The following is a 26,185-nucleotide window of genomic DNA, read 5'->3' as shown; positions in this document are numbered from 1 at the left end:
GCGCTTCTGCGCGCCGTGGCGACAACGTCGAACGGAAGTATTCAGGAGTCCGCAGGCAATGAACGACGCAGTGACGCGTGAAACACTGATCCCTCGGTTGCGAGACGCGCTGGGCGCCCAGGCCGTGCTCAGCGATGCGCCCGATACCGCCGGTTACACGGAGGACTGGCGGGGCCGTTACCGGGGCGAGGCGCTTTGTGTCGTGCTGCCCTCGACCACCGCGCAGGTGAGCGACGTCGTCAGGTTGTGTGCCGCCGCGGGCGTGCCGATCCTGCCGCAGGGCGGCAACACGAGCCTGTGCGGCGGGGCGGTGCCGCCAACCGACGGCCCGGCGCCTGTCATTCTGAACCTGGCGCGCATGCGTCGCGTTCGGCAGGTCGATGCGGCCAACGGGTCGATGGTCGTCGAAGCCGGGTGCATCCTGAAAACTGTGCAGGAGACGGCGGCTGGCGTCGGACGCCTGTATCCGGTGAGCCTCGGCGCCGAAGGGTCGTGTCAGATTGGCGGCACGCTCTCGACCAATGCGGGCGGCACGAGCGTGCTGCGCTATGGCAACACGCGCGAGAATGTGCTGGGGTTGGAAGTCGTGCTGGCGGACGGCACGGTATGGGAGGGACTGCGCGCGCTTCGCAAGGACAACACCGGTATCGATCTCAAGCATCTGTTCATCGGCGCGGAGGGCACGCTGGGCATCATCACGGCCGCCGCGCTCAAGCTGCATCCGTTGCCCACGCAGCATGCACTCGCGTGGTTTGCGCCGCGCGATCCCGCCGCCGCGCAACAGATTCTCGGTAGGTTCCAGAGCGCTTGCGGCTCACGCCTGTCGGCCTTTGAAATCATGAATCGTCACCAGCTCGATCTGGTGCTGGCCAACGTGCCGAATCGCCGCAATCCGCTCGCGCACGCGCATGCCTGGCATGTGCTGGTCGAGCTGAGCGACACGCGCGACGCCGAAGGGCTCGAAGCCGTGCTGACGCAGACGCTGGGCGAGGCCATCGAGCAAGGGCTGGTCGAAGACGCCGTCATCGCGGCGAACGACACGCAGCGCGCCGATCTCTGGGAAGTGCGCCACAGCGTGAGCGAAGCCAACAAAAAGACCACCGTCGGGCTCACGACGGATTGCGCCGTGCCAGTGTCGAGCGTGTCCGAATTCATCGATGCCGCCACGCGCGCCGTGCACGCCGTCGTGCCGGGGCTCGACATCGCCATCGTCGGCCATATGGGCGACGGCAACGTGCACTTCATCCCGATGTTCTCGTTTGCCGCGTGGGCGGCGCTTGCCGACAGTGCGTCGATGGCCGACACCCTGCGCGCCTGTGTGAACGACGTGGCCGCACGGCTCTCCGGTACGTTCAGTGCCGAACACGGCGTCGGGCAGACGGGCTTGCCGCTCATGCAGCGCTACAAGGCGCCGGCCGAACTCGCCCTCATGCGCACCGTGAAGGCGGCGCTCGACCCCCAGCAGTTGTTCAATCCGGGACGTCTCGTTCCCTGAGTCATTTCACGCATTGCTGTTTGTTTTGCCATAACCGCGCGCGCGGCGGCTGTGCCGAAGTCGCACACCGCCACCGCGCCCACCCTCCCAGTCAAGACCGGAGACCAAGATGAAACGCAAGCCCTTCGCAAGCCCGCTCGATACCGTTGACCTCGCTGACACCCACGCCGACAACGACGCTGCGTCGCTCGCACAGCCGCGCCGCCGCACGGCCATGAAGACGGCGCTCGTAGGTGCCGCCGCCGTGGCGTTCCCGTTCGTGTGGACGTCCTCGCGCGCCGCCACCAAGCGCATCGTCGTGCGCGACGACGGCGGCATCTACAACAAGGCGTACGACGCCGTGTTCTACAAGCCGTTCGCCAAGGCGACGGGCATCGAGGTCGTGGGCGTGCAGGCCAACGCGGAGCCGACCGCGCAGATCAAGAGCATGGTCGAGGCGGGCAGCTACACGTGGGACATGGCCAAGATCAGCCAGCCCGCGATTCTGCTGCTGACCGGGGGCGGCAAGGAGTACCTGGAGCGTCACGGTCTCGAGTCGGACCCCGTCATCGCGAAGATTCCCTCGCAGTACATGTCGCCGTTTGGCGTGGGGACCAACATTTACTCGACGGTGCTCGCTTATCGCACCGATGCGTTCAAGGGCCGCAAGGCGCCGGCGTCGTGGGCCGATCTGTGGAACGTGAAGGATTTTCCGGGCCGTCGCGCCATCCGCAAGTACCCGTTCGACACGATCGAAGAAGCGCTGCTGGCCGATGGCGTGGCGCCTGCGTCGGTCTATCCGTGCGACTTCGACCGTGCATTCAAGAGCCTGGACAAGATTGCGAAGCATGTGGACGTGTGGTGGACCACTGGCGCACAACTCGAACAGATGCTGGGCTCGGGCGAAGTCGACATGGTGGCCACGTGGGCTTCGCGCGCGCAGTCGGCGCAGGCCAACGGCGCGCCCGTGGAGATCGTGTGGAACCAGAACATCTGGGGGTGTGACAACTGGTCGATCCTCAAGGGCACGCCGAACGCCGGTGCTTGCCGCGAGTTCATCAAGTTCGTGAGCGATCCGAAGCGTCAGGCCGAACTGACCAAGTTCTTCCCGGCCGGTTTGACGCAGCCCGAGGCGTTCAATTACGTCAAGCCCGAGATTGCAAAGCACTGCCCGACGTTCCCCGAGAACATGAAGAGTGGCGTGCAGATCAACGCGAAGTTCTGGCAGCAGAACCAGAGCGTGGCGCTCGAGCGTTTCAACCGTTGGATCCTGACCTGATCCTCACCTGCCGTTCCGTTTCATGCATTCTAGGGTGCTGATCTCATGACCGTTGCCAATCTCCAAGTGTCGGGTCTGTCCAAGCGCTACGGCGATTTCGTCGCGCTTGCCCCGACCGATCTCGATGTCGCCCAGGGCGAATTCCTGACCTTGCTCGGCCCAAGCGGCTCGGGCAAGACCACCTTGCTCTCGCTCATCGCGGGTCTGTCGCAGCCCGATGCGGGCGCCATCCGCATCAATGGGACCGATGTCACGTACGGCGCGCCGTACGAGCGCGACATCGGTATGGTGTTTCAGAACTACGCGCTGTTCCCGCACATGACCGTGGCGGAGAACATCGCATTCCCGTTGCAAATGCGTCGCACCGACGCACAGGCCGCTCGCAAGATGGTCATGAACGCGCTGGAGATGGTGCATCTGCCGCATGTGGCAGAGCGCTATCCGCGCGAACTCTCGGGGGGGCAGCAGCAGCGCATCGCCCTCGCGCGTTGCATGGTCTACCGGCCGTCGATCATTTTGATGGACGAGCCGCTGGGCGCGCTCGACAAGAAATTGCGCGATCACATGCAGCTCGAGATCAAGCGTATTCACCGCGAACTCGGCACCACCATCGTGTACGTGACGCACGATCAGGAAGAAGCGATGACGATGTCCGATCGCATCTGCCTGATGAACGCCGGGGAAATTGCGCAACTGGGCACGCCGGACGACCTGTATTTCCGTCCGTCGAGCGTGTTCGTGGCCGATTTCCTCGGGGAGTCCAACCTGCTCGACGCCACCGTGCTTGAGCGTGCGGGCGATCAGGTGCGCGTGGCGATGCCGGGCGTGGAAGGTGCGCAGGGCGCCAGCGCGATGGTCTATGACCCCATGGTCGAGCCGGGCCGTGCGGTCAAGCTGCTGCTGCGTCCGCAGAACCTGCACATCCACGATGGCGCCGTCGGCGGCGATGGCGCGCACCGCGATGGCGTGGCGACGATCTCGGCGAAGCTCACCGACATCATGGTCACGGGCGGCATGACGAAGCTGTACCTGCAGTCGTCGGTGATGGGCGGGGCGGTGGGCGAGGGGGGCGGCGTAGGCAAGTCGCTCGTGGCGTCGTTCCCGACACATCGTCGTGGCAAACGTTTCGAGATCGGGCAGACGCTCGGCCTCGCATGGCGTGCCGATGACGCCGTGGCGATCGCGGGGTAAGCGATGAGTGCATCCGCCGTGGTTCGTCCTTCGTCGTCCCGTCCCGCTCAGCCGGCGCCGCGCCGGGCCCGCTGGCGTGCGCGCCTGCGCCCGCTGCTCATGGCCGCGCCCATCGTCATTCTGCTGGCGGTCATGCTGATTTATCCGGTCGGTCAACTGCTGCTGCTGAGCATTCGCGGCGAGAGCGGCTTCACGCTCGCCGAATATCAGCGCTTGTTCGCCTCGTCGGTGTACGTCGAGGTGTTGCTCATCACACTCAAGGTCTCGCTATACACGACCTTCTTCGCGGTGCTCACGGGCTATCCGATTGCATATCGGCTCTCGACACTGAGCGGCGCGCGCAAGCAGCGGTTGTTGTTCTGGCTCCTGCTGTCGTTCTGGACGAGTTTTCTCGTGCGTACGTTTGCCTGGGTGGTGCTGCTCGGCCGCAACGGCGTGATCAATCGAACGTTGCTCGATCTGGGTCTGATCGATGCGCCGCTCTCGCTGCTCTACAGTTTTCCGGCCGTGTTGCTGGGCATGGTGCATGCACTCATGCCGCTGGCGGTGCTCACGATGCTCTCCGTCATGGAGAACATCGACCGTCGTTTGCCGAGCGCGGCATCGACGCTGGGCGCGCGCCCCGGCACCGTGTTCTGGCGGGTGTATTTCCCCTTGTCGCTGCCGGGCGTGGCCGCCGGCGCGCTGATGGTGTTCGTCACGTCGATCGGCTTCTTCATTACGCCGACGCTGCTCGGCGGTCGTCACGACACGATGATTACGCAGCTCATCATCGATCAGGTGATGCAGGCATTGAACTGGGGCTTCGCGGGCGCGATCTCGGTGCTGCTGCTCGCCGTGGTGCTGGTGGTGTTCTTCGTCTACGACCGCCTGGTCGGGCTGTCGACGATGGCCGGCGGCGCGGGCGACGTCAAGACCGGCAAGCGGCGCGGCGGATGGAGCCGGGCGCTGGGCGAGACGGTGCTCTCGGCGCTGGGCCGTGCCACCGATCTGCTGTTGCGTGCGATGCCGCGTCACAAGGGCGAGCAGGGCGACGGGCGCGTGCTGCGTGCGATTGTGGTCCTGCTGGTGGTGTTTCTTGCCGCACCGGCGCTGCTGATGATTCCGATGTCGTTCGACTCGGCGTCCGGCCTGGCCTGGCCGCCGAAGGGTTTCTCGCTGCAGTGGTATCAGCAGATCTGGGATTCCCCGTTGTGGATGCAGGCGGTCACGCGCTCGATGCTCGTCGGGATCGGTGCGGGGCTGTTGTCGATGCTGATCGGCACGCCGGCCGCGTTCTTGCTGGTGCGCGGTGGCATGCGCGGCAAGTCGGCGATGCTCGCGTTCGTGCTCGCCCCCATCGTGGTGCCGCGCATGATCCTGGCCGTGGGCGTGTTCTATTTCTTTGCCAAGATCGGTCTGGTGGGCTCCAGCGTCGGGCTGACCCTCGCGCATACCGTCGTGGCCGTGCCGTACGTCGTCATCACGATGATGGCGGTACTGCGCAACTACGACACGCGCCTCGACCTGGCGGCCTACAGCCTGGGGGCGCGTCCGTGGGCGACGCTGCGCCGCGTGACGTTCCCGATTCTCGGCGCGGGCCTGCTTTCGTCGTTCCTGTTCGCGTTCGCCACGTCGTTCGACGAACTCACGATTGCGCTGTTCACGTCGGGCGGCCTGTCGACCACCCTGCCCAAGCAGTTCTGGGACGAGATCACGATGCAGATCTCGCCGGTGATCGCCGCGGTCTCCACGTGCCTGTTCCTTTTTATCGCCGCACTCATCTGGGTGGCCGAGCGCTTGCGCCGGCGCAGCCTCGCGACCTGATGCGGTATCCGATTTCACCGAACTCACGATTCACGGACGTTTAACACATGCTTCGCTCTGCACAACTGAAGGGCATTCTGCCGGCGATTCCCACGCCGGTGAACGCCGACGACACGATTCACACCGATGCGGCGCGCGCGCTGATGCGGTATCTGCTGGGGCAGGGCATCGACGGCGTGGTGCCGCTCGGCGGCACCGGCGAGTATGGGGCGCTCTCGCGCGCCGAGCGCGTGCGCATGGCCGAACTCACGGCACAGGAAGTGAAGGCGCACGGCCGCGACGTGCCGGTGATCGCGGGCGTGCTCGACCCGGGCTATCACGACGCCATCGAAGCCGGTCGCGACTTCGCGGCAGCGGGTGCCGACGGCCTGCTCGTGCTCACGCCGTACTACACCAACCCGACGCAAGCCGGTATCCGCGACTACTTCCTGCGCTATGCCGACGAGTCGCCGGTGCCCATCCTGATCTACGAGATTCCGTATCGCACGCGCATCGCGATTGCCCCGGAAGTGCTGCACGAGCTGTCGCGCCACGAGAACATCATCGGCATGAAGGCCTGCAACACCGACATGTGGCATTTCCTGCGCACGATCGCGGGCGTCGATGCGTCGTTCGCCGTGCTGAGTGGCGAAGACACGTTGTTCCCGTTGCATGTGGCGGCGGGCGCTCGCGGCGGCATCGTGGTGACCGCATCGCTATTGCCGAGCGCATGGCAGCGCATCTTCATGCTCGCGTCGGAAGGCCGGACGGCCGACGCGCTTGAATTGCACCGCTCGCTGATTCCGCTGATGAACCTGGCGTTTGCCGAGACCAACCCGGGGCCGATGAAGTCGGTGATGGACCTGATCGGCGTCGACGCGCCGGCGATGCTCGCTCCGCTGGTGCCGCCCGCACCGGCGCTGTCGGCCCAATTGCGCGAGGAACTGGCCAAGCAACTGGCGATCTTCGAGGGCCGCTGAGGCCGGACGCGGTCTTGACCTTCCGCCGCTGGCGAGATTCAGCGGCGGAAGGTCGAGATTCGCGACTTCGAGATCGAGGTGGCGGCGACCTGCACGTGCGGCGCGAGTTCGGCCTCAACGCGCTCGCGTGTCCAGCGCGAGGTCGGCACCGAGATGTTGATGGCCGCGACGGCGTATCCATCGTGATCGGTGATGGGGGCGGCGACCGAGATGTCCCCCATCACGGTTTCGCTTTCGACGATGGCATAGCCGCGTCGCGCAGCCGTCTGGATGCGTTCGAGGAGCTTCTTCTCGTCCGTCGTGGTGTACGGCGTCATCGGTTCGAGCGACGTATTCGCGAGGATTTCCCGCACGCGTGCGTCGGGCAGGCGCGACAGCATGGCGATGCCGGAGGCGGTGAACATCGCCGGCAGACGGGCGCCGACGACGATGCCGATATTCACGAGATGCTGACCGGGAAAGCGCGCGATGTACACGATCTCATGGCCGTCCAGCTCCTGCAGGTTGGTCGTCTCGCCAACGCGGCGGAAGATGTCCAGGAGATACGGCGCGGCTTTCTCGACGAGATCGTTCGCGCGAATGTAGTTGTATGAGAACTGAAGCACCTTGGTGGTCAGACCGTAGGTGCGGGTCTCGGGCACGCGAAACAAGTAGCCGAGCACTTCGAGGGTGTGCACGAGCCGCTGTGTGGCGCTGCGATCGAGCCCTGCCGCCTTGGCGATGTCGCCAAGCGTCATATAGCGCGCCGGGCCGTCGAACGCGTGCAGCACCTGAAACGTCTTTTCGGTGGATCCGACGAAGAGCGACGAGCGGGGCGTCGACGGCGCAGCGTCCGACACGCTGGCGGATTTGGCTGGCGTGGCGGCCGGCGCGTCTTCAGTACGGCCGGATGACCGGGCGGGCAAGCGCGGCATGGAATGCACCAATATGTTCGGATTGTAACGATTGTGATTGTAATGCAATTGTTTGTGTGCAAGTGACGAATTGCCGGCACGTCGTGTTGTGGGACACGCATTGAGACCGCGTGGCGGCTGCCACGGGGGCATTTGAGGATAGGGGGGAGCAATGCACGCGTTTTCTTGCGTGGAGGATTACCGCCGGGCCGCTCGGCGGCGTCTGGCGAAGCTGGCGTTCGATTACCTGGAGGGTGGGGCGGAAGACGGCGACGCGCTGCGCCGCAACCGTGATGCGTTCGCGCAGTGGGGCTTTGCGCCGCGCGTGATGACCGATACGTCGCAATGTTCGAGCGCGACAACGTTCTGGGGACGTGACGCCGCCGCCCCGATGGCCGTGGGGCCGACCGGCTTGAACGGCCTGTTCTGGCCGAAGGCGGATGAGCGGCTCGCCCGCGCGGCCGCCGATGCCGGGCTGCCGTTCGTGCTGTCGACGGCATCGACGTCGCTGCTGGAAGACGTTCGCGCGGCGGTGCCCGACGGCGAGATGTGGCTCCAGCTCTATGTGCAGCAGGACCGTCGCATTGCCGAAAGCATGATGGGCCGCGCGCGTGAGGCGGGTTTCCGCACGCTGCTGTTGACGGTCGACACGCCGGTGCATGGCAAGCGTGATCACGACACGCGCAACGGCTTCAAACTGCCGTTGCGCATGACGCCGCGGCTCATTGCCGACTGCATGCGGCATCCGCACTGGAGCTGGCAGATGCTGGCCCATGGCGCGCCGCAGCTGTGCAATATTGCCAGGAGCGTGGGCGAGCGTGCCGATCTGGCACGTCACGCGGCGGTGCTGAGCCGTCAGATGGATCTGTCGCTCGGTTGGGACGACCTGGCCTGGGTGCGACGCCACTGGCCGGGCGAAGTGCTCGTCAAGGGCATCCAGACTGTGGAGGACGCCCGACTGGCGCAGGCGCACGGCGCGGATGGCATCGTCGTGTCCAATCACGGCGGGCGGCAATTGGGCAGCACGCTCGCGCCGCTCGAAGCGCTGCCGCCGATCGTCGAGGCGGTGAGCGCTCGCGGGTCCGCGATGGCAGTGTTTGTCGATGGCGGCGTGCGGCGCGGCGCCGACGTGGCCAAGGCCGTTGCGCTGGGCGCCAAGGGGGTGTTGCTCGGCCGCGCGCCGCTGTATGGCGTGGCGGCGCACGGCGGCGAGGGCGTGGCCGGGGTGCTCGCGCTGCTGCTGGGCGAGTTGCACACGACGATGCAACTGTTGGGCTGTGCAAGCGTGCGCGACCTCACGTCGCAGCGGCTGGTCCGGCTGCCGTCAATCCAGGCGAATCAGGCAAACCCGCTATAATGTTTCGCGCCCGATTGCCGTCGGGCGGCGTGGCATCCGGCAGGCTGGCGGGCGCGAACGCCGTGCGGCGGCGTGCCCTTTTTCATACACAGGAATGCCATCATGAGCTTCAACCACGTGCCTGCCGGCAAGGACATCCCCAACGATTTCAACGTCATCATCGAGATCCCGGCGCAAAGCGACCCGGTGAAGTACGAGGCGGACAAGGAACTGGGCCTGCTGGTCGTCGACCGCTTCATCGGTACGGGCATGCGTTACCCGGCCAACTACGGTTTCATTCCGCAAACGCTGTCCGGTGACGGTGACCCTGTCGACGCGCTGGTCGTCACGCCGTTCCCACTGCTGGCTGGCTCGATCGTGCGCTGCCGCGCCCTGGGCCTGCTCAACATGACCGATGAGTCGGGCGTGGACGCCAAGCTGGTGGTCGTGCCGGTCGACAAGATCTGCCCGATGACGGCGCACATGAAGTCGATCGACGACGTGCCGGGTTACCTGAAGGACCAGATCAAGCACTTCTTCGAGAACTACAAGGCGCTCGAGAAGGGCAAGTGGGTCAAGATCGAGGGATGGGAAGGCGTTGAAGCTGCCCACAAGGAAATCGTCGACGGCGTGGCCAACGCCAAGAAGTAAGCGATTTTCGCCTGCGGCGTCGCTCGTCAACGCTATAGAAGCCCGGCCGTGTGCCGGGCTTTTTTTGTTTCATGGTGCTGATCAGCACCGACTTTGGCTTATCCAAGTTGAGGCCCGCCACGGCGAGTTTTCGCAGGAGCCGCCGCTCTCGACGCACAAAGTGTCGTATTGGAGATGCGCTCATTGAGCTGCGCCAACTTTCATCAGAAGCGGTTGTTTCAGCAAATGCTGAAATTAATGATCTTGGCGAAAAATCTTGACAATTTCACTGAAAATGTTAATTTCAACAAATGCTGAAACTATGATATTTGATGAAAGACATAGAGAATCAAGCTGCGCAGGCGCTTCGTTTGCTGTTGACGCAAGTCCCTGCGATCAAGCTTTTGGCGATTGAGCACGAAGCGTCTGGCCCTGACCAGGGAGTGGACATCGTGGCACATATCGACTTGTCAGGCAGACGCCATACACTGGTCTGCGAAGTGAAGTCCACGGGGCAGCCGCGCCATGTCCGGATGGCATTGCTTCAACTGCGCGACTACATGGCGCATCATGCGCAAGATGCCATGCCCGTCTTCATCGCCCCTTATCTGTCCCCGGACGCTCAAGCGCTATGTCGAGAGCAGGGTGTGGGCTTTGTCGACCTCGAAGGCAATGCTCGCCTGATCTTTGACAGTGTCTTTATCGAACGCCAAGTTGCGAGCAAACCCGTCGCCGATCGACGTGAACTCAGGTCGTTGTTCAAGCCGAAATCCGCGCAGGTGTTGCGTGTGATGCTTCGCAATCCCCGTCAGGCGTGGCGCGTCACGGATCTTGCGCTGGCCGCAGCCGTCAGTCTTGGCCATGTCAGCAACGTTCGTGTTGCCTTGCTTGATCGGGAGTGGGCGCAAGTGTCCGAAGCCGGTCTGTTTTTGTCCGAACCCGACGCATTGCTGGATGCATGGCGCGACGCCTACAAGCCGCCAGTTGGGACGCGTCTGACTTTCTATACAACCCTGCACGGCAGCGCGTTTGAGGAAGCTGCGCGGCGCACACTGCGCTCGGAAGGCGAGGCCGGCCAGATAGCATTTTCATCCTTCTCCGCGTCGCATTGGCTTGCACCGTACGGTCGGACAGGAACACAGACTTTTTATGCTGACGCGGCAGGTCTTGAGCGACTGCAATCAGGCTTGAATCTGTCGACAGTTTCCAAAGGCGAAAACGTTGTGGTAACCGTCCTCAAGGATTCTGGCTTGTTGCGCGACACGGAGGAGCCGGCACCTGGGGCAATCTGCACAAGCCCAGTCCAAACCTATCTCGATCTTGCCAACTCGGGCGAACGCGGGCGAGAAGCTGCAGATCATCTACGAAGAGAAAGGCTGACATGGCCGACATGATTTCAAGCGAGCCACAGTCGGCCGCCGATTACGACGACCGTACGACAACTGCCGTTAAAACGGTGCTGGTCGAAATCGGCCAGATTCTCGGGAGCTTCAAAGGCAAATTCGCTATCGTTGGCGGCGCCGTACCGTGGCTGCTGCTGGGCAACGAGGATATGCCACACGTCGGCACGCTCGACGTGGACCTTGGCCTCGATGCAGAGGCTTTGGGTGATGGCGAATATGCGACGCTGATCGAAGCACTTCAGGGACATGGGTATCACCAGCGCCGGGAGCTTCGCCGCTTTCAGCTCGTTCGCCAAGTCGCCACCGACGATGGCGGCGCGCCGATCGACATCATCGTGGATTTCCTGATGCCCCGCGACGCCGAGATCGTCAAGAACGTGCCGCCGTTGATCAGTGACTTTGCCGTGCAACGAGCGGACGGTGCCGATCTGGCCCTTCGCTTCTACCAACGGGTTGCGATCAGCGGTCCGATGCCCGCTGGCGGCATGAATCGCGTCGAAATCGCAGTTTGTTCGATCCCGGCCCTTTTGGCGATGAAGGGGCATGCGATTGAGGGGCGCTATAAGCAGAAGGATGCGTACGATATCTACTACTGCATCCGGAACTATCCCGGAGGTCCAGAGGTGCTCGCCGAGGAATGCCGGCCACTGCTCGATCACACTAGCGGTGCTGTGGGCTACAGTTTCATTGCTGGAAAGTTCGATACCGTTGACGGTTTCGGGCCGACATGTGTGCGACGTTTCGTCGAGGAAACGGACGTGCTTGGGGACCGTAGTCCTGAGCAATGGCAACAGGACGCCTTCGGGCAGGTCGACGCTTGGCTACGGGCGCTTGGATTAAGGGGCTGAGTGCTTAGATTTTCAGCACGATGCCTGCCGTCCAGGAGTGCTTGATAGCCGCCATTTTTTATTGCTAGGTCTGAAAGCCTCGCCAAGTTCGGCGACAATGGCGGCCAGTTGGGGAGTTCAATGCCGACGGCCGAAACGTCGGCTGGCAGGTTCGCAGACGAGGTGAGCGGTGAGCAGCGACGTAGTCATCCGTGTAGTGCAGTCGATTGAAGACGTGCCGCCCGACGCGTGGAACGCGCTCGCGGGTGGCAACCCGTTCGTGCAGCACGCGTTCCTGCATGCGATGCATACGAGTGGATGCGCGTCGAAGCGCACCGGATGGCAGCCAGCCTATCTGCTCATGCAGGCCGGCGATAGCCTCGTGGGGGCCATGCCGCTCTACGTCAAATCGCATTCGCGCGGCGAGTATGTGTTCGATCATGCATGGGCCGAGGCGTTTGCGCGTCACGGCCTGAACTACTACCCGAAACTACTGTGCGCGGTGCCGTTCTCGCCCGTGACGGGGCCGCGTCTGTTGGCGCGCACCCACGCCGACCGGGTCGCACTCGCACGCGGCGCGATCGCGTTCGCGAAGCAGCTCGAGTTGTCGTCGATTCATGTGCTGTTCGCGCATGACGACGATCTGGCGGCACTCACCGAGGCGGGCTATGCGCTGCGCGAAGGCGTGCAGTTTCATTGGGAGAACCCGGGCGTCGCCTCGTTCGACGAGTTTCTCGCGCAGATGAATCAGGAAAAGCGCAAGAAGCTCAAACAGGATCGCCGGCGCGTGCGCGATGCCGGGGTAACGTACCGGTGGCTGCGCGGTGCCGACATCGACGAAGCCGCGCTCGATTTCTTTTATCAGTGCTACGACAACACGTATCGCGAACACTGGAATGCGCCGTATCTGACCCGCGCCTTTTTTGATCAGTGGCATTCGGCGATGCCCGACACGCTGTTGCTCGTCATGGCGGAGCGCGACGGCGAGCCTTTGGCATGCGCGCTCAATGTAGTGAGTGGCGACACGATGTATGGACGCTACTGGGGCACGACCGAATTCGTGTCCGGCATGCACTTCGAGACGTGCTATGCGCAGGGCATCGAGTATTGCATCGCGCATGAGCTGCGCAGCTTCGAGGGCGGCGCGCAGGGCGTCCACAAGATGTCGCGCGGTCTGCTGCCCACGCCTACCTGGTCGGCCCACTGGATTGCCGATGCGCGCTTCGCCGACGCCATTGCCGAGTTTCTCGATGCGGAGACCTCGGCGATGGACGAGCATATCGGCGAGCTGGAGGCCCACACGCCGTTCAAACGCCCGGCGTCCTGACGCCGCGGCGCCCTGCGCCGTCGCCCGGCATGGCGGCGTCGCGCGTAATATACTGGCGATTCTCACGTCCGCCGCTCGCGCCGGGCGGGCGACGGCCCATGGTGCCTTCGTCTGCCATCGTATCGGCACAGGGACGATGCCTCGTAGCCGCCGACATGACCAACCGATTTCTCAATCTCTACAATCACGATTTCGCGCGTGTGGCCGTCGGAGTGCCGCAATGCCGTGTCGCCGATCCTGCCTACAACGCGGCGCAGACCATTGCCCTCGCGAAGCAGGCCGATGCCGCGGGCGCCGTGCTCGTCGCCTTCCCTGAACTCGGCATTCCCGCCTATAGCTGCGAAGACCTGTTCCAGCAACGTGCATTGCTCGACGCCTGCAACGTGGCGCTGGCCGACATCGTGGCGGCGAGCCGCGAACTGAGCGCCGCACTGATCGTTGGTATGCCGGTGCGCGTGCAGCAACGCCTGTTCAACTGCGCAGTGGTCGTCGCGCGCGGACGCGTGCATGGCGTGGTTCCCAAGACCTACCTGCCGAACTACAGCGAGTTCTACGAAGCGCGTCAGTTCAACGCGGCCGATGACGCGGGCGTCGACACGGTGACGCTGCTTGGCGACGAGGTGCCGTTCGGTGCGCTCGTCTTCGAGGCGGCCGACCAGCCGTTGCTGCGCTTTCACTGCGAGATTTGCGAGGACGTCTGGGTGCCCGTGCCGCCGTCGTCGTTCGCGGCGCTGGCGGGCGCGACGGTACTCGTGAACCTGTCGGCATCTAACGTGGTCGTCGGCAAGTCGGCCTATCGCCACCAACTGGTCGGGCAACAGTCGGCGCGATGCCTCGCCGCTTATCTGTATACGTCGGCCGGGCAGGGCGAATCGACGACTGATCTCGCGTGGGATGGCCAGGCGCTCATCTACGAGAACGGCGACCTGCTGGCCGAGTCGGCGCGCTTCGCCAGCGACTCGCATCTGATTTATGCGGACGTCGATCTGGAGCGGCTCGCGCGCGAGCGCATGCATCAGACGACGTTCGGCGTGTCGGTGCGGCGCCATGCCGACGAGGTGGCGCGCTTTCGCACCATCAAGGTCGATGTCGCGATGCCGCGCAACGCCGAGCTGCCGCTCGCGCGCGCCATCGAACGCTTCCCGTACGTGCCGTCCGACCCGCGTCGTCGCGACGAGCGCTGCCACGAGGTCTACAACATCCAGGTGCAGGCGCTGATGCAGCGTCTGGCCTCGTCGAAGATTCAGAAGGTCGTGATCGGGGTGTCCGGTGGCCTGGATTCGACGCATGCGCTGCTCGTGTGCGCGAAGGTCATGGATCGGCTCGGGCTGCCACGCACGAACATCCTTGCCTACACCATGCCCGGTTTCGCCACGAGCGAGCGAACGCTGCGACAGGCGCGCGAGCTGATGGCGGCGGTAGGCTGCACGGCGCGTGAGATCGACATCCGCCCGAGTTGCATGCAGATGCTGGCAGACCTCGACCATCCGTTTTCGCGGGGGGATGAAGTCTACGACATCACGTTCGAGAACGTGCAGGCCGGTGAACGTACCAATCATCTGTTCCGGCTCGCGAATCACCTGGGTGCGATCGTGATCGGCACCGGCGATCTGAGCGAACTGGCACTGGGGTGGTGCACGTACGGCGTCGGCGACCATATGTCGCACTACAACGTGAATGCCAGCGTGCCCAAGACGCTCATCATGCACCTCGTGCGATGGGTGGCGGAAACCGGGCAGTTGGGCGGCGCGGCGTCGGCCAAGCCCGCGAGCAAGGCAGGCAAGGACGCTGAATCGCGTCGCAACGTGCTCATCGATATCCTGGAGACGGAAATCAGCCCGGAACTCGTACCGGGCAAGGCCAACGGCGCGCCGGAACAGCGCACCGAGCATTTCATCGGGCCTTACGCGTTGCAGGACTTCAACCTCTACTACACGCTGCGTTTCGGCTACGCACCGCGCAAGGTGGCGTTTCTCTCGTGGAGCGCGTGGCACGACGCGTCGACGGGACGCTGGCCGGACGAAGGACACGTTGCGCATCACGCGTACGATCTGGTGGCGATCAAGCGAAACCTGCGCATTTTTCTGGACAGGTTCTTCCGCACCAGTCAGTTCAAGCGGTCGTGCATTCCGAACGCGCCAAAGGTCGGCACGGGCGGGTCGCTCTCACCGCGCGGCGACTGGCGGGCACCGAGCGATTCGGAGTCGGTGGTGTGGCTCGCCGACCTGGACACCGTGCCCGACGACCCGCATGCCTGAGCATACTGTGATCGGCGCGCCTTGCGCGGACCGGTACAATAGCCCGGCGAATTCTCAGAACAATCCAACCAAGATATCGAGGCGACAATGAAACGCGTAACTGCCATCATCAAACCCTTCAAGCTCGACGAAGTCCGCGAAGCGCTGGCCGAAGTCGGCGTGACCGGCCTGACCGTCACGGAAGTGAAGGGCTTCGGCCGTCAAAAGGGTCACACGGAACTGTATCGCGGCGCCGAGTACGTGGTCGACTTCCTGCCGAAGATCAAGATCGAAGTGGTGGTCGGCTCGGCACAGGCCGATCAGGTCATCGACGCGGTATTGAGCGCGGCGCGCACCGGCAAGATCGGTGACGGCAAGATCTTTGTGACCGATGTCGAGCGCGTGATCCGCATTCGTACGGGAGAAGAGGGCGAGCAAGCGGTCTGACGCCGGCTCGGGCGTCGTCGCGAGGTTGCGGCGGCGAGCGGGGCGAGACGCAAAGGGCTGGACGGAGGAGGGCGACGACTGCGCAGGCGGCGTCGCCCTTTGGCGTTGATGGCGCGTAAGTTGCGGCGATGACCTTTGCGACATTTGCCACGCCTGCGACGGCGGAGGCGTGTGCGGCGGCGTGCGACGTGGTGTGTTCGGCGCGCGCCGGGGCGCGTGGACTAGCCGCGCGGTGCTCGCGTCTGCGCGCCCTGGAGCAGAACGACCAACGCGCCACTGCCGCCGTCGCGTCCTTGGGCTTGCGCCCAGGCCAGCACTTGGTCCTTTTGCGCCAGCCAGCCTCGCACCTTGTCCTTGAGCACGGGTTCGCGGTTCACGGAGCCGAGTCCCTTGCCGTGGATTACGCGCACGCAGCGCAGGCCGCGCTTCACGGCGTCGTTCAGGAAGGCGGACAGCGCCTCGCGGGCTTCGTCGCGACGCATGCCATGCAGGTCGATCTGCGCCTGCACCACCCATTCGCCGCGCTGCAGCTTGAGCAGGGCGTCGTGACTGATGCCGGGGCGGCGATAGGACAGGCGATCGTCGGTGTCGAGCAGGGCTTCGGGGTCGAACTCGTCCGACAGCGATTCGTGCAGAACGGCCGCTTCGTCTTCCTGCGTCTGACGGGCCACCGGCTCGGGCGGCTGGCGCGGATGCTCCACGCGATCGGTCGCGCCCTTGCGAGCGATCGGGGCGATGTCGCCCACGCTGTCGCGGAACACGTTGGCGTCGCGCTTGGCTTGCGCGGCGCGTTTGGCTGCGGCTAGGCGTTCGGCTTCGCGCGCGGCCGAATCCTTGGCGATCGCGTCGCGCAGGCCGGCGAGATCGCCGAGGCCGAGTCTGGGAGGCTTCTTGCTCATGGTCGTGCGAACAAGGTCGGTGGGAGATCAAACGACAACGGCGCCCCCAGCGTATGAAATTTCACGTGGCGAGGGCGCCGTCGCAGGTCATTCAGCGGTTACTGGTCGAGGTTTTCGAGGTAACGCTGGGCGTCGAGCGCGGCCATGCAGCCCGTGCCGGCGCTGGTAATGGCTTGACGGTAGACGTGATCCTGCACGTCGCCTGCCGCGAACACGCCCGGCACGCTGGTGGCCGTGGCGTTGCCGTTCAGGCCGCTGTGCGTGACGATGTAGCCGTTCTTCATCTCGAGCTGCCCTTCGAAGATGTCGGTGTTCGGCTTGTGGCCGATGGCGATGAACACGCCATGCAGCGCGATGGCTTCGCTGGCGCCGGTCTTCACGTTCTTGATGCGGATGCCGGTCACGCCCGAGTCGTCGCCGGTGACTTCATCGAGCACAGTGTCGTACTTGAGTTCGACTGCGCCTTGCTTGGCCTTTTCCAGCAGACGGTCGATCAGGATCGGCTCGGCGCGGAACTTGTCGCGACGATGGATCACGGTGACCTTGCTGGCGATGTTGGACAGGTACAGCGCTTCTTCGACGGCCGTGTTGCCTCCGCCGACCACGCAGACTTCCTTGCCCTTGTAGAAGAAGCCGTCGCACGTGGCGCAGGCGGACACGCCGCGGCCCGAGAAGGCGTCTTCCGACGGCAGGCCGAGATATTGTGCCGAGGCACCCGTGGCGATGATCAGGGCATCGGCGGTGTATTCGCCGGAATCGCCGATCAGCCGCAGCGGACGCTCATTCAGATGCACCGTGTGAATGTGATCGAAGATCATCTCGGTATTGAAGTGCTCGGCGTGGGCCTGCATGCGGGCCATGAGCTCGGGGCCTTGCACGCCGGTCGGATCGCCGGGCCAGTTCTCGACGTCCGTCGTGGTCATCAACTGGCCGCCCTGGGCGATGCCTGTGATCAGCACGGGCTTGAGGTTGGCGCGCGCGGCATAGACGGCGGCGCTGTAACCGGCGGGGCCGGAACCGAGAATCAGGACTTTGGCGTGCTTGGCAACGGACATGAACGAGAACTCACCGGAAAGGGATGGGGGCTGGCGCCCGATCCGATCCTGCACCGCGATGGCGCGGCGCGGGGATTGGCGCAAACCGCCATTATAAGGGGCCGACGTCGTTTCGTTGATCGACTCTTGCAATCGACGCGATAGCCCGCGCGCCACCAGGGCGGGCGAGCGCCCGGTCGCGGCCGTCTGCCGAAGGCCGCGGTGAGGCCCGGCGTTACGGCTTGTCACGTATTCGTGCATTAAGTGGGGGAATAGTTGTTTACAATGGAGCCTTGCCGCGCGGCAGGCCGCCCGTCTGCCCGCCCAACCGCATGGCTTGATGACGACGAAATCTTCCTACTCTGCTGGTGCCGGATCGTCGTTACCCAACCGGGTGACGCACCTCTTCCATGAAATTCGCTGGATGGCGCAGGTCGCGCTGATGGTGTTCCTGTTGATGGCGTTGCTGTCCTACAGCCGTCTGGACCCCAGCTGGACGCATGCGGCGCACGTGGAGCGCATCGCCAATTGGGCGGGGCGCGTGGGTGCCTGGGTGGCCGACATGCTGCTGCTCATGCTGGGCCTTTCCGCGTATTGGCTGGTGGTCTTCATCGCCCGGCGCGTGATTTCCGGCTATCGCCGGATCTCGGCCAAGCGCGAAGCGCCCCCGCTGCGCGAACGGCTGGCCAGTGGCGGATGGGTCGAGATCGTTTCGTCCCTGATGCTGTTGCTCTCCAGTGCCGGCATCGAATCGCTGCGCCTATATCGCCTCAAAGCCCAATTGCCGCGCGCCTCCGGGGGCGTGATCGGCGAGACCGTAGGCGGCTTCTTCCAGCACGCGCTCGGCTTTACCGGCGGCACGCTGGCATTGCTGCTCATCTTCGTTTTCGGCCTGTCGCTGCTGTTCCATTTCTCGTGGCTGAGCGTTGCCGAGCAGTTCGGCGCATTGATTCTCGATACCGGCACCGTGATCCGCCGGCGCCGCGAGGCGCGTCAGGACCGTCGGCTGGGCGAGGAGGCCGCGATCGCACGCGAAGGGGCCATCGTGCAGAACCGCGTGCGCGCCGAAGTGCATGAGCCGGTGCAGATCGTGCCGCCGGTCAAGGTCGTCGCGAAGAGCGAGCGTGTCGAGAAGGAAAAGCAGGCGCCGCTCTTTGCCGATCTGCCCGACTCCATCCTGCCGCCGCTGGCGTTGCTCGATGCGGCCCCGGCCGCGCAGGAGACCGTCTCCGCGGAGACGCTGGAATTCACGTCGCGCCTCATCGAAAAGAAGCTCAAGGATTTCGGTGTCGATGTGAGCGTTGTGGCCGCGTATCCGGGGCCGGTCATCACACGCTACGAAATCGAACCGGCCACGGGCGTGAAGGGCAGCCAGATCGTCAACCTGGCAAAGGATCTGGCGCGTTCGCTGTCGCTCGTGTCGATCCGCGTGGTCGAAACGATTCCCGGCAAGAACTTCATGGGGCTGGAACTGCCGAATCCGCGTCGTCAGACGGTGCGGTTGACGGAGATTCTCGGCTCCGAGATCTACAACGACTCGGCATCGCTGCTCACGCTCGCATTGGGCAAGGACATCAGCGGCAAGCCGGTGGTGGCCGATCTGGCGAAGATGCCTCACTTGCTGGTGGCCGGTACTACGGGCTCGGGCAAGTCGGTGGGGATCAACGCGATGATCCTGTCGCTGCTCTACAAGGCGACCGCCGAGCAGGTGCGGCTGATCCTGATCGATCCGAAGATGCTCGAAATGAGCATGTACGAAGGCATCCAGCATCTGCTGTGCCCGGTGGTCACGGACATGCGTCAGGCGGGCCATGCGCTGAATTGGGTCGTGGCCGAGATGGAGCGTCGCTACAAGCTCATGAGCAAGCTCGGGGTGCGCAACCTCGCCGGTTACAACAACAAGATCGACGACGCCGCCAAGCGCGAAGAGCACATCCCGAATCCGTTCTCGCTTACGCCCGACGCGCCGGAGCCGCTGCAGCGCCTGCCGTATATCGTCGTGGTGATCGACGAGTTGGCCGACCTGATGATGGTCGTCGGCAAGAAGGTCGAAGAGTTGATCGCGCGCATCGCGCAGAAGGCGCGTGCGGCGGGTATCCACCTGATTCTGGCAACGCAGCGTCCGTCGGTCGATGTCATTACCGGGTTGATCAAGGCGAACGTGCCGACGCGCGTGGCGTTCCAGGTGTCGTCGAAGATCGATTCGCGCACCATTCTCGACCAGCAAGGGGCCGAAACGTTGCTGGGGATGGGCGACATGCTTTACATGCCGCCGGGCACGGGATTGCCATTGCGGGTGCACGGGGCGTTCGTGGCCGATGACGAAGTGCATCGCGTGGTCGAGCGCCTGCGGGAGCAGGGTGAGGCGAATTACGTTGAGGGCATTCTGGACGGCGTTGTCGACGGTGAAGACGGCGGCATCGACGGTGCCGGTGGCGCGGGCGGCGGAACCGGCGAGGGCGGCGGCGAGTCCGACCCGCTGTACGATCAGGCCGTGGCCGTGGTGCTCAAGCAGCGCCGTGCGTCGATTTCGTTGGTACAGCGGCATCTGCGCATCGGCTACAACCGGGCGGCGCGACTGCTTGAACAGATGGAACAGTCCGGCGTTGTGTCGGCGATGGCGAGCAACGGCAACCGGGATATTCTGGTGCCGAATCGCGAAGGAGAGTAAGGAATATGTTGGGATTCAAGCGCGGCTTGCCGCTTATCGCGGGTGCTGTGGGTGTGACGCTGGCGGCGCTGGTCGCCCCCGCCTATGCCAGCGGCACGGCGCAGCTCAAGGCGTTTGTCGCGCAAGTGAAGTCGGCGCGTGGCGAGTTTGAGCAGAAGCAGGTCAAGGGCCAGCAGGACGGAGCCTTGAAGGTGTCGAACGCAGCCTCGGGAACCTTCGAGTTTGCGCGCCCGGGCCGCTTCATCTGGCGCTACGTCAAGCCTTACGACCAACTGCTGCAGGCCGACGGCGAGACGCTCTACATCTATGACAAGGATCTGAACCAGGTGACCGAGCGCAAGCTGGGCGCTTCATTGGGCGCGAGCCCGGCGGCGATCCTGTTCGGCAGCAACGACATCGAGAAGAATTTCACCCTCAAGGACGCCGGCGTGAAGAACGGCATCGACTGGGTGGAACTGAAGCCGAAGGCGAAAGACACGCAGTTCCAGCGCGTGGGTATCGGGTTTCGCGACGGCAACCTGGCGGCAATGGAGCTCTATGACGCCTTCGGCAACGTCACGTTGTTGACGTTCGACAAGATCCAGAAGAATCCGCCGATGTCGGCGGACAACTTCAAGTTCACGATGCCCAAGGGGGCCGATCTGATCAAGGGTTGAACGCGCTTCGTCCGCATCAGTCCATGTGGTGCCTGTCCTCGGTGGCGTGACTTGCCGGCGGGGCGGTGTCCGGGCTGGCATAATGGGGACATCTGACGATCCGAAAGCGGCCGGGGACTCCCCGGCCGCGCTGCTTGAGAACATGTCCAACGACGCCCCTCTGTCGGCTTCGGTGCCTTTGGCCGAGCGCCTGCGCCCCCGTACCATCGACGACGTGATTGGCCAGCGCCATTTGCTGGGCAAGGGGAAACCTTTGCGCGTGGCGTTCGAAGCGGGGCGTCCGCACTCGATGATTCTGTGGGGCCCGCCGGGCGTGGGCAAGACCACGCTGGCGCGCCTGATGGCGGATGCGTTCAAGGCGTACTTCATCGCGCTGTCAGCGGTGCTCTCGGGCGTCAAGGATATTCGCGACGCCGTCGAGGCCGCGCAGATCCAGCGCGGACAGGGCAAGCAAACCGTCGTGTTCGTCGACGAGGTGCATCGCTTCAACAAGGCGCAGCAGGACGCGTTCCTGCCGCACGTCGAATCGGGGCTCTTCATTTTCGTGGGGGCGACGACAGAGAATCCGTCGTTCGAAGTGAATGGCGCGTTGCTCTCGCGCGCGGCGGTGTACGTGCTCAAAAGCCTGAATGACGACGAACTCGGCGAGATGATCGTGCGCGCGGCGCATGAACTGGGCGACATCGGGTTCACCGACGAAGCGCGCCAGGGCCTGATCGATTCGGCGGACGGCGATGGCCGCAAGTTGCTCAACAACGTTGAGATCGTCGCGCAGGCGGCGGTGATGCAGAACCTCACGACGATTGACGAAGCGTTGCTCGCCAGCGTGCTCGCCGAGAATCTGCGGCGCTTCGACAAGGGCGGCGATGCGTTCTACGACCAGATCAGCGCGTTGCACAAGTCGGTGCGAGGCAGCTCGCCGGACGGTGCGCTTTACTGGTTCTGCCGCATGCTCGATGGCGGCGCCGATCCGCGCTATCTTGCGCGCCGGATTGTGCGCATGGCGTGGGAGGACATCGGTCTGGCCGATCCGCGCGCGGCGCGCATCGCGCTCGATGCGGCGGAGACTTACGAGCGCCTCGGCACGCCCGAAGGCGAACTCGCCCTCGCGCAGGCCATCTTGTATCTTGCGGCGGCGCCGAAGTCGAACGCGGGCTATAACGCATACAACCAGGCGCGGGCATTCGTCGGCAAGGACAAGTCGCGGGCGGTGCCGATCCATCTGCGCAATGCGCCCACGAAGTTGATGAAGGAACTCGGCTACGGCCACGAGTATCGCTATGCGCATGACGAGCCCGATGCCTACGCGGCGGGCGAGACGTATTTCCCCGACGATTTGCGCGCCCAACATTGGTACCGTCCGGTGCCGCGTGGGCTGGAGGGCAAGATTGGGGAGAAGCTCAACTGGCTGAAGTCGCTCGATGCCGAGTGGCGGCGGACGAACGCCAAGGGGCGTCAAGCCGACGCCGCGGCCAAGCCATCGGGCGCGGGGGCGACGTCTTCCGGCAAGCCCGCGCCGGTCGAGCCTTCCGACGATGCATCGGCCTGACGCGGCTGCGGTTGCCGTCGCAAACACACCAAATGGCGAAATCGCCGTTAGCGTTTGGTAAAATCCCTGGCTTGATGCTGCCTCCGGTGCCTTGATGGGCAAGCGGGCAGCCAGAACGAATTTTTTGGCCCACGACGATGGGCCCTAACGACAGACACCCCACCATGCTCGACATTCAACTTCTTCGCAAGGATCTCGACGGCGTTGCGGCGCGACTCAAGGCGCGCGGCTATACGCTGGACGTGGCGACGTTTGCTGCGCTCGAGGCGGAGCGCAAGCAGATTCAGACGCAAACCGAGGAGCTGCAGGCCCGCCGCAATGCGCTCTCGAAGCAGGTCGGCATGAAGAAGGGCAAGGGCGAGGACGCCTCGGCCGAAATCGCGGAAGTCGGCGGCATTGCGGACGCGCTCAAGGCGTCGTCGGTGCGTCTGGAGGAGATTCAGACGCGTCTGTCGGACGTGTTGCTGGGGGTGCCGAACTTGCCGCACGAGAGCGTGCCGCTGGGCTCCGACGAGACGCAGAACGTGGAGGTGCGCCGTTGGGGCACGCCGCGCGCGTTCGACTTCACGCCGCGCGACCACGTCGATCTGGGCGCTGCGCTGGGTCTGGACTTCGACGCGGCGGCGAAGCTCGCCGGTGCGCGCTTTTCGGTGATGAAGGGCGGCATTGCCCGCCTGCATCGAGCGTTGGCGCAGTTCATGCTCGACACGCACACGAGCGAGCATGGCTATACGGAAACGTATGTGCCGTACATCGTGAATGCGGCGTCGATGCGTGGCACGGGGCAGCTTCCGAAGTTCGAGGACGACCTGTTCAAGGTGCCGCGCAAGGTGGGCGGTGAGGATGGCGAGCGGATCGAGAACTTCTATTTGATTCCGACGGCGGAAGTGTCGCTGACGAACCTCGTGCGTGACGAATTGCTGGCGGGCGATGCGTTGCCGCTGCGCATGGTGGCGCATACGCCGTGTTTCCGCTCGGAAGCGGGCAGCTATGGCAAGGACACGCGCGGCATGATTCGTCAGCACCAGTTCGACAAGGTCGAGTTGGTGCATGTGGTGCGTCCGGAGGAGTCGTACGATGCGCTGGAGATGTTGGTGGGGCATGCGGAAGCGATTCTGAAGAAGCTCGAACTACCGTTCCGCACGATTGTGCTGTGTACGGGCGACATGGGCTTCGGCAGCGCAAAGACGTACGACATGGAAGTCTGGATTCCGGCGCAGAACACATACCGCGAGATTTCGTCGTGTTCGAACATGGAGAGCTTCCAGGCACGGCGGATGCAGGCACGTTTTCGCAATGCGCAGGGCAAGCCGGAGCTAGTGCATACGCTCAACGGTTCGGGGTTGGCCGTGGGACGCGCACTGGTCGCGGTGCTGGAGAACTATCAGAACGCGGACGGTTCGGTAACCGTGCCCGATGTGCTGCGTCCGTATATGGGCGGCATCGAGCGCCTTGCGCCGGCCGCGTAAAAAATTTTGGAAAGGGGGTTGGCGGCTGACGAAATTCGGCTATAATCTCTTTCTCGCTGCTTGAGGCCACTTAGGCAGCGAACCAAAGCAGAAAGAACGCTTGGAGAGGTGGCAGAGTGGTCGAATGCGCCGGACTCGAAATCCGGTGTACGGTTATACCGTACCGTGGGTTCGAATCCCACCCTCTCCGCCAAGCACACAATGAAGCCCTTGAATTTTCAAGGGCTTTTTTGTTTTTTTGCGTTTCGGAATGCCGTTTGGTGTGTCATGGCGTGCTTGCTGCAATCGACCAGGTTCGGCGTGCGTTGGACACCAACAAGCCAGTGACAGCAGGATGGAAAGGCCCTCGAAGAATCAGTCGGGGGCATTTCCCAACAACAGCGCTTGCGCCTCGACGACCACCTCCACCAGTAGATCGGCAAGCAGCCGCACACGTGGTGAGCGTTTGACATCGGGATGCATCACCAGCCATAGCTTTCTTACGATGGTGCAGACAGGATCGGGGACCAACGACAATGCATCGTCGTTGGCTGCCAGGAAATGAGGAAGTACCGCGATTCCAAGACCCACACGGGTAGCGTTGAGTAACGCAGTGAGATCGTTGCTCTTGAAGACAAAACGCCGATTGCCGGCAATCTGGCTCAGCCAGCGCTGCTGAGGTACTTGGTCAAGACTGTCGTCGTAACCCAGGAACTCCCACGCATCAGCCGGTCGACGGGTATAACCATGGGCGGCGTAAAGTCCATACCCCATGTCCCCAATGCCACGCGCCGCCAGTCCCGCTGCCGTCGGCCGCGACATTCTGATCGCCAGATCGGCCTCGCCCCGCGCCAGATTGGCATCCCGCGATTCACCAATAACCTCCAGATCGATGTTCTGCCATCTGGCGCGCATGGCGGCCAGGCGAGGCACGAGGAAATGACCCGCCCAGGCAGGGGGTGCCGACAGCCGGACCGTTCCCTGCAAGGATGAAACGCCGAGCGCTACCCGCGAGAACGCCTGGGCTTCGTCGTCCAGTCGGCCAGCCTGGGCGACCAGCGTTTCGCCTTCCGCCGTCAATGACCACGCTTTGGGCAAGCGGTCGAAAAGCCTGATCCCCAGCGACTGTTCCAGTGCCTCGACGCGCCTTGCCACGGTCGAGTGCTCGACGCCGAGCCGCCGAGCCGTGCCCGACAGGCTGCCCGTGCGCGCCAGTTCCAGAAAATAACGGACGTCATCCCACTGGAGAGCGCGCTTTCCGATGCCAGCGATGGCTGTGTTTTTATGCACAGTAAATGTCGATATTTGGCGAATTGATGGCGCATTTTGCTAGACGTAAGCTGCGCTTGCAAGCTCATCCATCAGGAGAACACCATGACCGAGCGCGAATCATTTCACGCTTCATCAGCAGCGTCCCAGATCGTTATCAGTCAATATGGCGACGCGGCGGCACTGACCACCGTAGACGAAACGCTGCCTCCGCCGGCGGCCGGCGAGATCCGCGTCCGGCACACGGCGATCGGTGTTAACTATGTCGATATCTATCACCGCACCGGCCTCTACCGGCTGCCCTCGCTTCCCGCAGTGCTTGGCGTCGAGGCCGCTGGCATCGTCGAGGCGCTCGGGCCGAATGTCGACACAGTGCGTTTGGGCCAGCGTATTGCCTACGCCGGCCTTCCCACCGGTGGTTATGCCAGCGCCCGCAACCTACCGGCCGACCGGGCCATCGCTTTGCCCGACGACGTACCCGACGACGCAGTGGCCAGCCTGCTGCTGCGCGGCATCACCACTTACATGCTGCTGACCTACGTCTATTCGCTGAAGGCTGGCGATACCGTGCTCGTGCACGCTGCGGCCGGAGGTCTCGGGCTGGTGCTCGTGCAGTGGGCGAAGTCCATGGGCGCACGCGTCATCGGCACCGTCAGTTCGCCGGCCAAGGCGGAGCTGGCCATCTCACACGGATTGGACCACGCGATCAATTACCGCGATAAGGACTTCGTGGCAGAGGTCATGCGGCTGACGGATGGCGAGGGCGTCGATTACGCTATCGACGGCATCGGCGGAAAGACTCTGCTCGATACCCTCAGCTGCGTACGTCCTTACGGTATGGTTGCCAATG

At 63.9% G+C, this 26,185-nt stretch carries 21 protein-coding genes and 1 tRNA gene; 18 read left to right on the top strand and 4 right to left on the bottom strand.

The window, feature by feature from the left end; translation table 11 throughout:
- The first annotated feature begins 58 nt into the window (after window positions 1-58).
- The 5 genes from BGP02_RS07740 (at window position 59) to BGP02_RS07720 (ending at window position 6,709) form a co-directional block, all read left to right on the top strand.
- Window positions 59-1,495 (top strand): FAD-binding oxidoreductase, encoded by a 1,437-nt coding sequence (locus tag BGP02_RS07740; protein ID WP_261939009.1) that lies wholly within the window; start codon window positions 59-61, stop codon window positions 1,493-1,495.
- Between the two features lie 214 nt (window positions 1,496-1,709).
- Window positions 1,710-2,753: an ABC transporter substrate-binding protein gene (locus tag BGP02_RS07735; RefSeq protein WP_261939908.1), complete on the top strand. Its 1,044-nt coding sequence runs from the start codon at window positions 1,710-1,712 to the stop codon at window positions 2,751-2,753.
- 45 nt (window positions 2,754-2,798) lie between these two features.
- Complete coding sequence (locus BGP02_RS07730; protein WP_261939008.1) at window positions 2,799-3,944, top strand: ABC transporter ATP-binding protein; 1,146 nt, start codon at window positions 2,799-2,801, stop codon at window positions 3,942-3,944.
- 99 nt (window positions 3,945-4,043) lie between these two features.
- A complete protein-coding gene (locus BGP02_RS07725; RefSeq protein WP_261939907.1) occupies window positions 4,044-5,750 on the top strand; it encodes an ABC transporter permease subunit in 1,707 nt (568 codons plus the stop codon).
- Window positions 5,751-5,797: 47 nt separating this feature from the next.
- A complete protein-coding gene (locus tag BGP02_RS07720) occupies window positions 5,798-6,709 on the top strand; it encodes a dihydrodipicolinate synthase family protein (protein WP_150564318.1) in 912 nt (303 codons plus the stop codon).
- A 38-nt stretch (window positions 6,710-6,747) separates the two neighbouring features.
- Here the strand turns inward: BGP02_RS07720 and BGP02_RS07715 are convergent, their stop codons facing one another.
- The gene (locus tag BGP02_RS07715) at window positions 6,748-7,623 is read right to left on the bottom strand and encodes an IclR family transcriptional regulator (protein WP_268567411.1); all 876 of its coding nucleotides are present in this window, start codon (window positions 7,621-7,623) and stop codon (window positions 6,748-6,750) included.
- Window positions 7,624-7,774: 151 nt separating this feature from the next.
- On the opposite strand from BGP02_RS07715, the gene BGP02_RS07710 reads away from it, so the two are divergent.
- The 7 genes from BGP02_RS07710 (at window position 7,775) to BGP02_RS07680 (ending at window position 15,809) form a co-directional block, all read left to right on the top strand.
- Window positions 7,775-8,959, top strand: a complete 1,185-nt coding sequence (locus BGP02_RS07710; protein WP_150564320.1) for an alpha-hydroxy acid oxidase — start codon at window positions 7,775-7,777, stop codon at window positions 8,957-8,959.
- 102 nt (window positions 8,960-9,061) lie between these two features.
- On the top strand, window positions 9,062-9,589 hold the full coding sequence (ppa, locus tag BGP02_RS07705; RefSeq protein WP_150564321.1) for an inorganic diphosphatase: 528 nt from the start codon (window positions 9,062-9,064) through the stop codon (window positions 9,587-9,589).
- A gap of 311 nt (window positions 9,590-9,900) precedes the next feature.
- Window positions 9,901-10,962 (top strand): type IV toxin-antitoxin system AbiEi family antitoxin, encoded by a 1,062-nt coding sequence (locus BGP02_RS07700; RefSeq protein WP_150564322.1) that lies wholly within the window; start codon window positions 9,901-9,903, stop codon window positions 10,960-10,962.
- Window positions 10,950-11,819, top strand: coding sequence for a hypothetical protein (locus BGP02_RS07695; RefSeq protein ID WP_286798304.1), 870 nt, complete (start codon window positions 10,950-10,952; stop codon window positions 11,817-11,819). The genes BGP02_RS07700 and BGP02_RS07695 overlap by 13 nt, the downstream gene beginning before the upstream one ends.
- Before the next feature lie 169 nt (window positions 11,820-11,988).
- A complete protein-coding gene (locus tag BGP02_RS07690) occupies window positions 11,989-13,125 on the top strand; it encodes a GNAT family N-acetyltransferase (RefSeq protein WP_286798303.1) in 1,137 nt (378 codons plus the stop codon).
- A gap of 155 nt (window positions 13,126-13,280) precedes the next feature.
- Window positions 13,281-15,383 (top strand): NAD(+) synthase, encoded by a 2,103-nt coding sequence (locus BGP02_RS07685; RefSeq protein WP_286798302.1) that lies wholly within the window; start codon window positions 13,281-13,283, stop codon window positions 15,381-15,383.
- 87 nt (window positions 15,384-15,470) lie between these two features.
- Window positions 15,471-15,809, top strand: coding sequence for a P-II family nitrogen regulator (locus BGP02_RS07680; RefSeq protein ID WP_150552012.1), 339 nt, complete (start codon window positions 15,471-15,473; stop codon window positions 15,807-15,809).
- 221 nt (window positions 15,810-16,030) lie between these two features.
- Here BGP02_RS07680 and BGP02_RS07675 read toward each other — a convergent pair whose 3' ends face one another.
- Together BGP02_RS07675 and trxB are read right to left on the bottom strand one after the other, a co-directional pair.
- Complete coding sequence (locus BGP02_RS07675; RefSeq protein WP_017235377.1) at window positions 16,031-16,708, bottom strand: Smr/MutS family protein; 678 nt, start codon at window positions 16,706-16,708, stop codon at window positions 16,031-16,033.
- Between the two features lie 98 nt (window positions 16,709-16,806).
- On the bottom strand, window positions 16,807-17,763 hold the full coding sequence (gene trxB, locus BGP02_RS07670) for a thioredoxin-disulfide reductase (protein WP_026132246.1): 957 nt from the start codon (window positions 17,761-17,763) through the stop codon (window positions 16,807-16,809).
- Between the two features lie 319 nt (window positions 17,764-18,082).
- On the opposite strand from trxB, the gene BGP02_RS07665 reads away from it, so the two are divergent.
- The 5 genes from BGP02_RS07665 (at window position 18,083) to BGP02_RS07645 (ending at window position 24,280) form a co-directional block, all read left to right on the top strand.
- Window positions 18,083-20,413 (top strand): DNA translocase FtsK, encoded by a 2,331-nt coding sequence (locus BGP02_RS07665; RefSeq protein WP_261939002.1) that lies wholly within the window; start codon window positions 18,083-18,085, stop codon window positions 20,411-20,413.
- 5 nt (window positions 20,414-20,418) lie between these two features.
- Entirely contained in the window at window positions 20,419-21,069 is a 651-nt protein-coding gene (gene lolA / locus BGP02_RS07660; protein WP_150564327.1) for an outer membrane lipoprotein chaperone LolA, read from the top strand.
- Window positions 21,070-21,211: 142 nt separating this feature from the next.
- Window positions 21,212-22,618, top strand: a complete 1,407-nt coding sequence (locus BGP02_RS07655) for a replication-associated recombination protein A (protein WP_286798301.1) — start codon at window positions 21,212-21,214, stop codon at window positions 22,616-22,618.
- Window positions 22,619-22,782: 164 nt separating this feature from the next.
- Window positions 22,783-24,087, top strand: a complete 1,305-nt coding sequence (gene serS / locus BGP02_RS07650; RefSeq protein ID WP_286798300.1) for a serine--tRNA ligase — start codon at window positions 22,783-22,785, stop codon at window positions 24,085-24,087.
- Between the two features lie 102 nt (window positions 24,088-24,189).
- Window positions 24,190-24,280 (top strand) — tRNA-Ser (locus BGP02_RS07645).
- A 161-nt stretch (window positions 24,281-24,441) separates the two neighbouring features.
- On the opposite strand, the gene BGP02_RS07640 is transcribed toward BGP02_RS07645, so the two are convergent.
- Window positions 24,442-25,356, bottom strand: a complete 915-nt coding sequence (locus BGP02_RS07640) for a LysR family transcriptional regulator (protein WP_261939001.1) — start codon at window positions 25,354-25,356, stop codon at window positions 24,442-24,444.
- A gap of 84 nt (window positions 25,357-25,440) precedes the next feature.
- On the opposite strand from BGP02_RS07640, the gene BGP02_RS07635 reads away from it, so the two are divergent.
- On the top strand, window positions 25,441-26,185 hold a 745-nt coding region (locus BGP02_RS07635; protein ID WP_286798299.1), incomplete at its 3' end, for a quinone oxidoreductase family protein.

The sequence above is a fragment of the Pandoraea sp. 64-18 genome (genome assembly GCF_001899225.1).
GTDB lineage: Bacteria > Pseudomonadota > Gammaproteobacteria > Burkholderiales > Burkholderiaceae > Pandoraea > Pandoraea cepalis.
The sequence above is the reverse complement of the archived record's forward strand: the minus strand, read 5'-3'. Positions and strand labels throughout refer to the sequence as shown.

Bases quoted from the DNA above. Each gene is read 5' to 3' on its own strand.
- BGP02_RS07740 (WP_261939009.1), top strand. From the start codon at position 59: ATGAACGACGCAGTGACGCGTGAAACACTGATCCCTCGGTTGCGAGAC.
- BGP02_RS07735 (WP_261939908.1), top strand. From the start codon at position 1,710: ATGAAGACGGCGCTCGTAGGTGCCGCCGCCGTGGCGTTCCCGTTCGTG.
- BGP02_RS07730 (WP_261939008.1), top strand. From the start codon at position 2,799: ATGACCGTTGCCAATCTCCAAGTGTCGGGTCTGTCCAAGCGCTACGGC.
- BGP02_RS07725 (WP_261939907.1), top strand. From the start codon at position 4,044: ATGGCCGCGCCCATCGTCATTCTGCTGGCGGTCATGCTGATTTATCCG.
- BGP02_RS07720 (WP_150564318.1), top strand. From the start codon at position 5,798: ATGCTTCGCTCTGCACAACTGAAGGGCATTCTGCCGGCGATTCCCACG.
- BGP02_RS07715 (WP_268567411.1), bottom strand. From the start codon at position 7,623: ATGCCGCGCTTGCCCGCCCGGTCATCCGGCCGTACTGAAGACGCGCCG.
- BGP02_RS07710 (WP_150564320.1), top strand. From the start codon at position 7,775: ATGCACGCGTTTTCTTGCGTGGAGGATTACCGCCGGGCCGCTCGGCGG.
- ppa (WP_150564321.1), top strand. From the start codon at position 9,062: ATGAGCTTCAACCACGTGCCTGCCGGCAAGGACATCCCCAACGATTTC.
- BGP02_RS07700 (WP_150564322.1), top strand. From the start codon at position 9,901: ATGAAAGACATAGAGAATCAAGCTGCGCAGGCGCTTCGTTTGCTGTTG.
- BGP02_RS07695 (WP_286798304.1), top strand. From the start codon at position 10,950: ATGGCCGACATGATTTCAAGCGAGCCACAGTCGGCCGCCGATTACGAC.
- BGP02_RS07685 (WP_286798302.1), top strand. From the start codon at position 13,281: ATGACCAACCGATTTCTCAATCTCTACAATCACGATTTCGCGCGTGTG.
- BGP02_RS07680 (WP_150552012.1), top strand. From the start codon at position 15,471: ATGAAACGCGTAACTGCCATCATCAAACCCTTCAAGCTCGACGAAGTC.
- BGP02_RS07675 (WP_017235377.1), bottom strand. From the start codon at position 16,708: ATGAGCAAGAAGCCTCCCAGACTCGGCCTCGGCGATCTCGCCGGCCTG.
- trxB (WP_026132246.1), bottom strand. From the start codon at position 17,763: ATGTCCGTTGCCAAGCACGCCAAAGTCCTGATTCTCGGTTCCGGCCCC.
- BGP02_RS07665 (WP_261939002.1), top strand. From the start codon at position 18,083: ATGACGACGAAATCTTCCTACTCTGCTGGTGCCGGATCGTCGTTACCC.
- lolA (WP_150564327.1), top strand. From the start codon at position 20,419: ATGTTGGGATTCAAGCGCGGCTTGCCGCTTATCGCGGGTGCTGTGGGT.
- BGP02_RS07655 (WP_286798301.1), top strand. From the start codon at position 21,212: ATGTCCAACGACGCCCCTCTGTCGGCTTCGGTGCCTTTGGCCGAGCGC.
- serS (WP_286798300.1), top strand. From the start codon at position 22,783: ATGCTCGACATTCAACTTCTTCGCAAGGATCTCGACGGCGTTGCGGCG.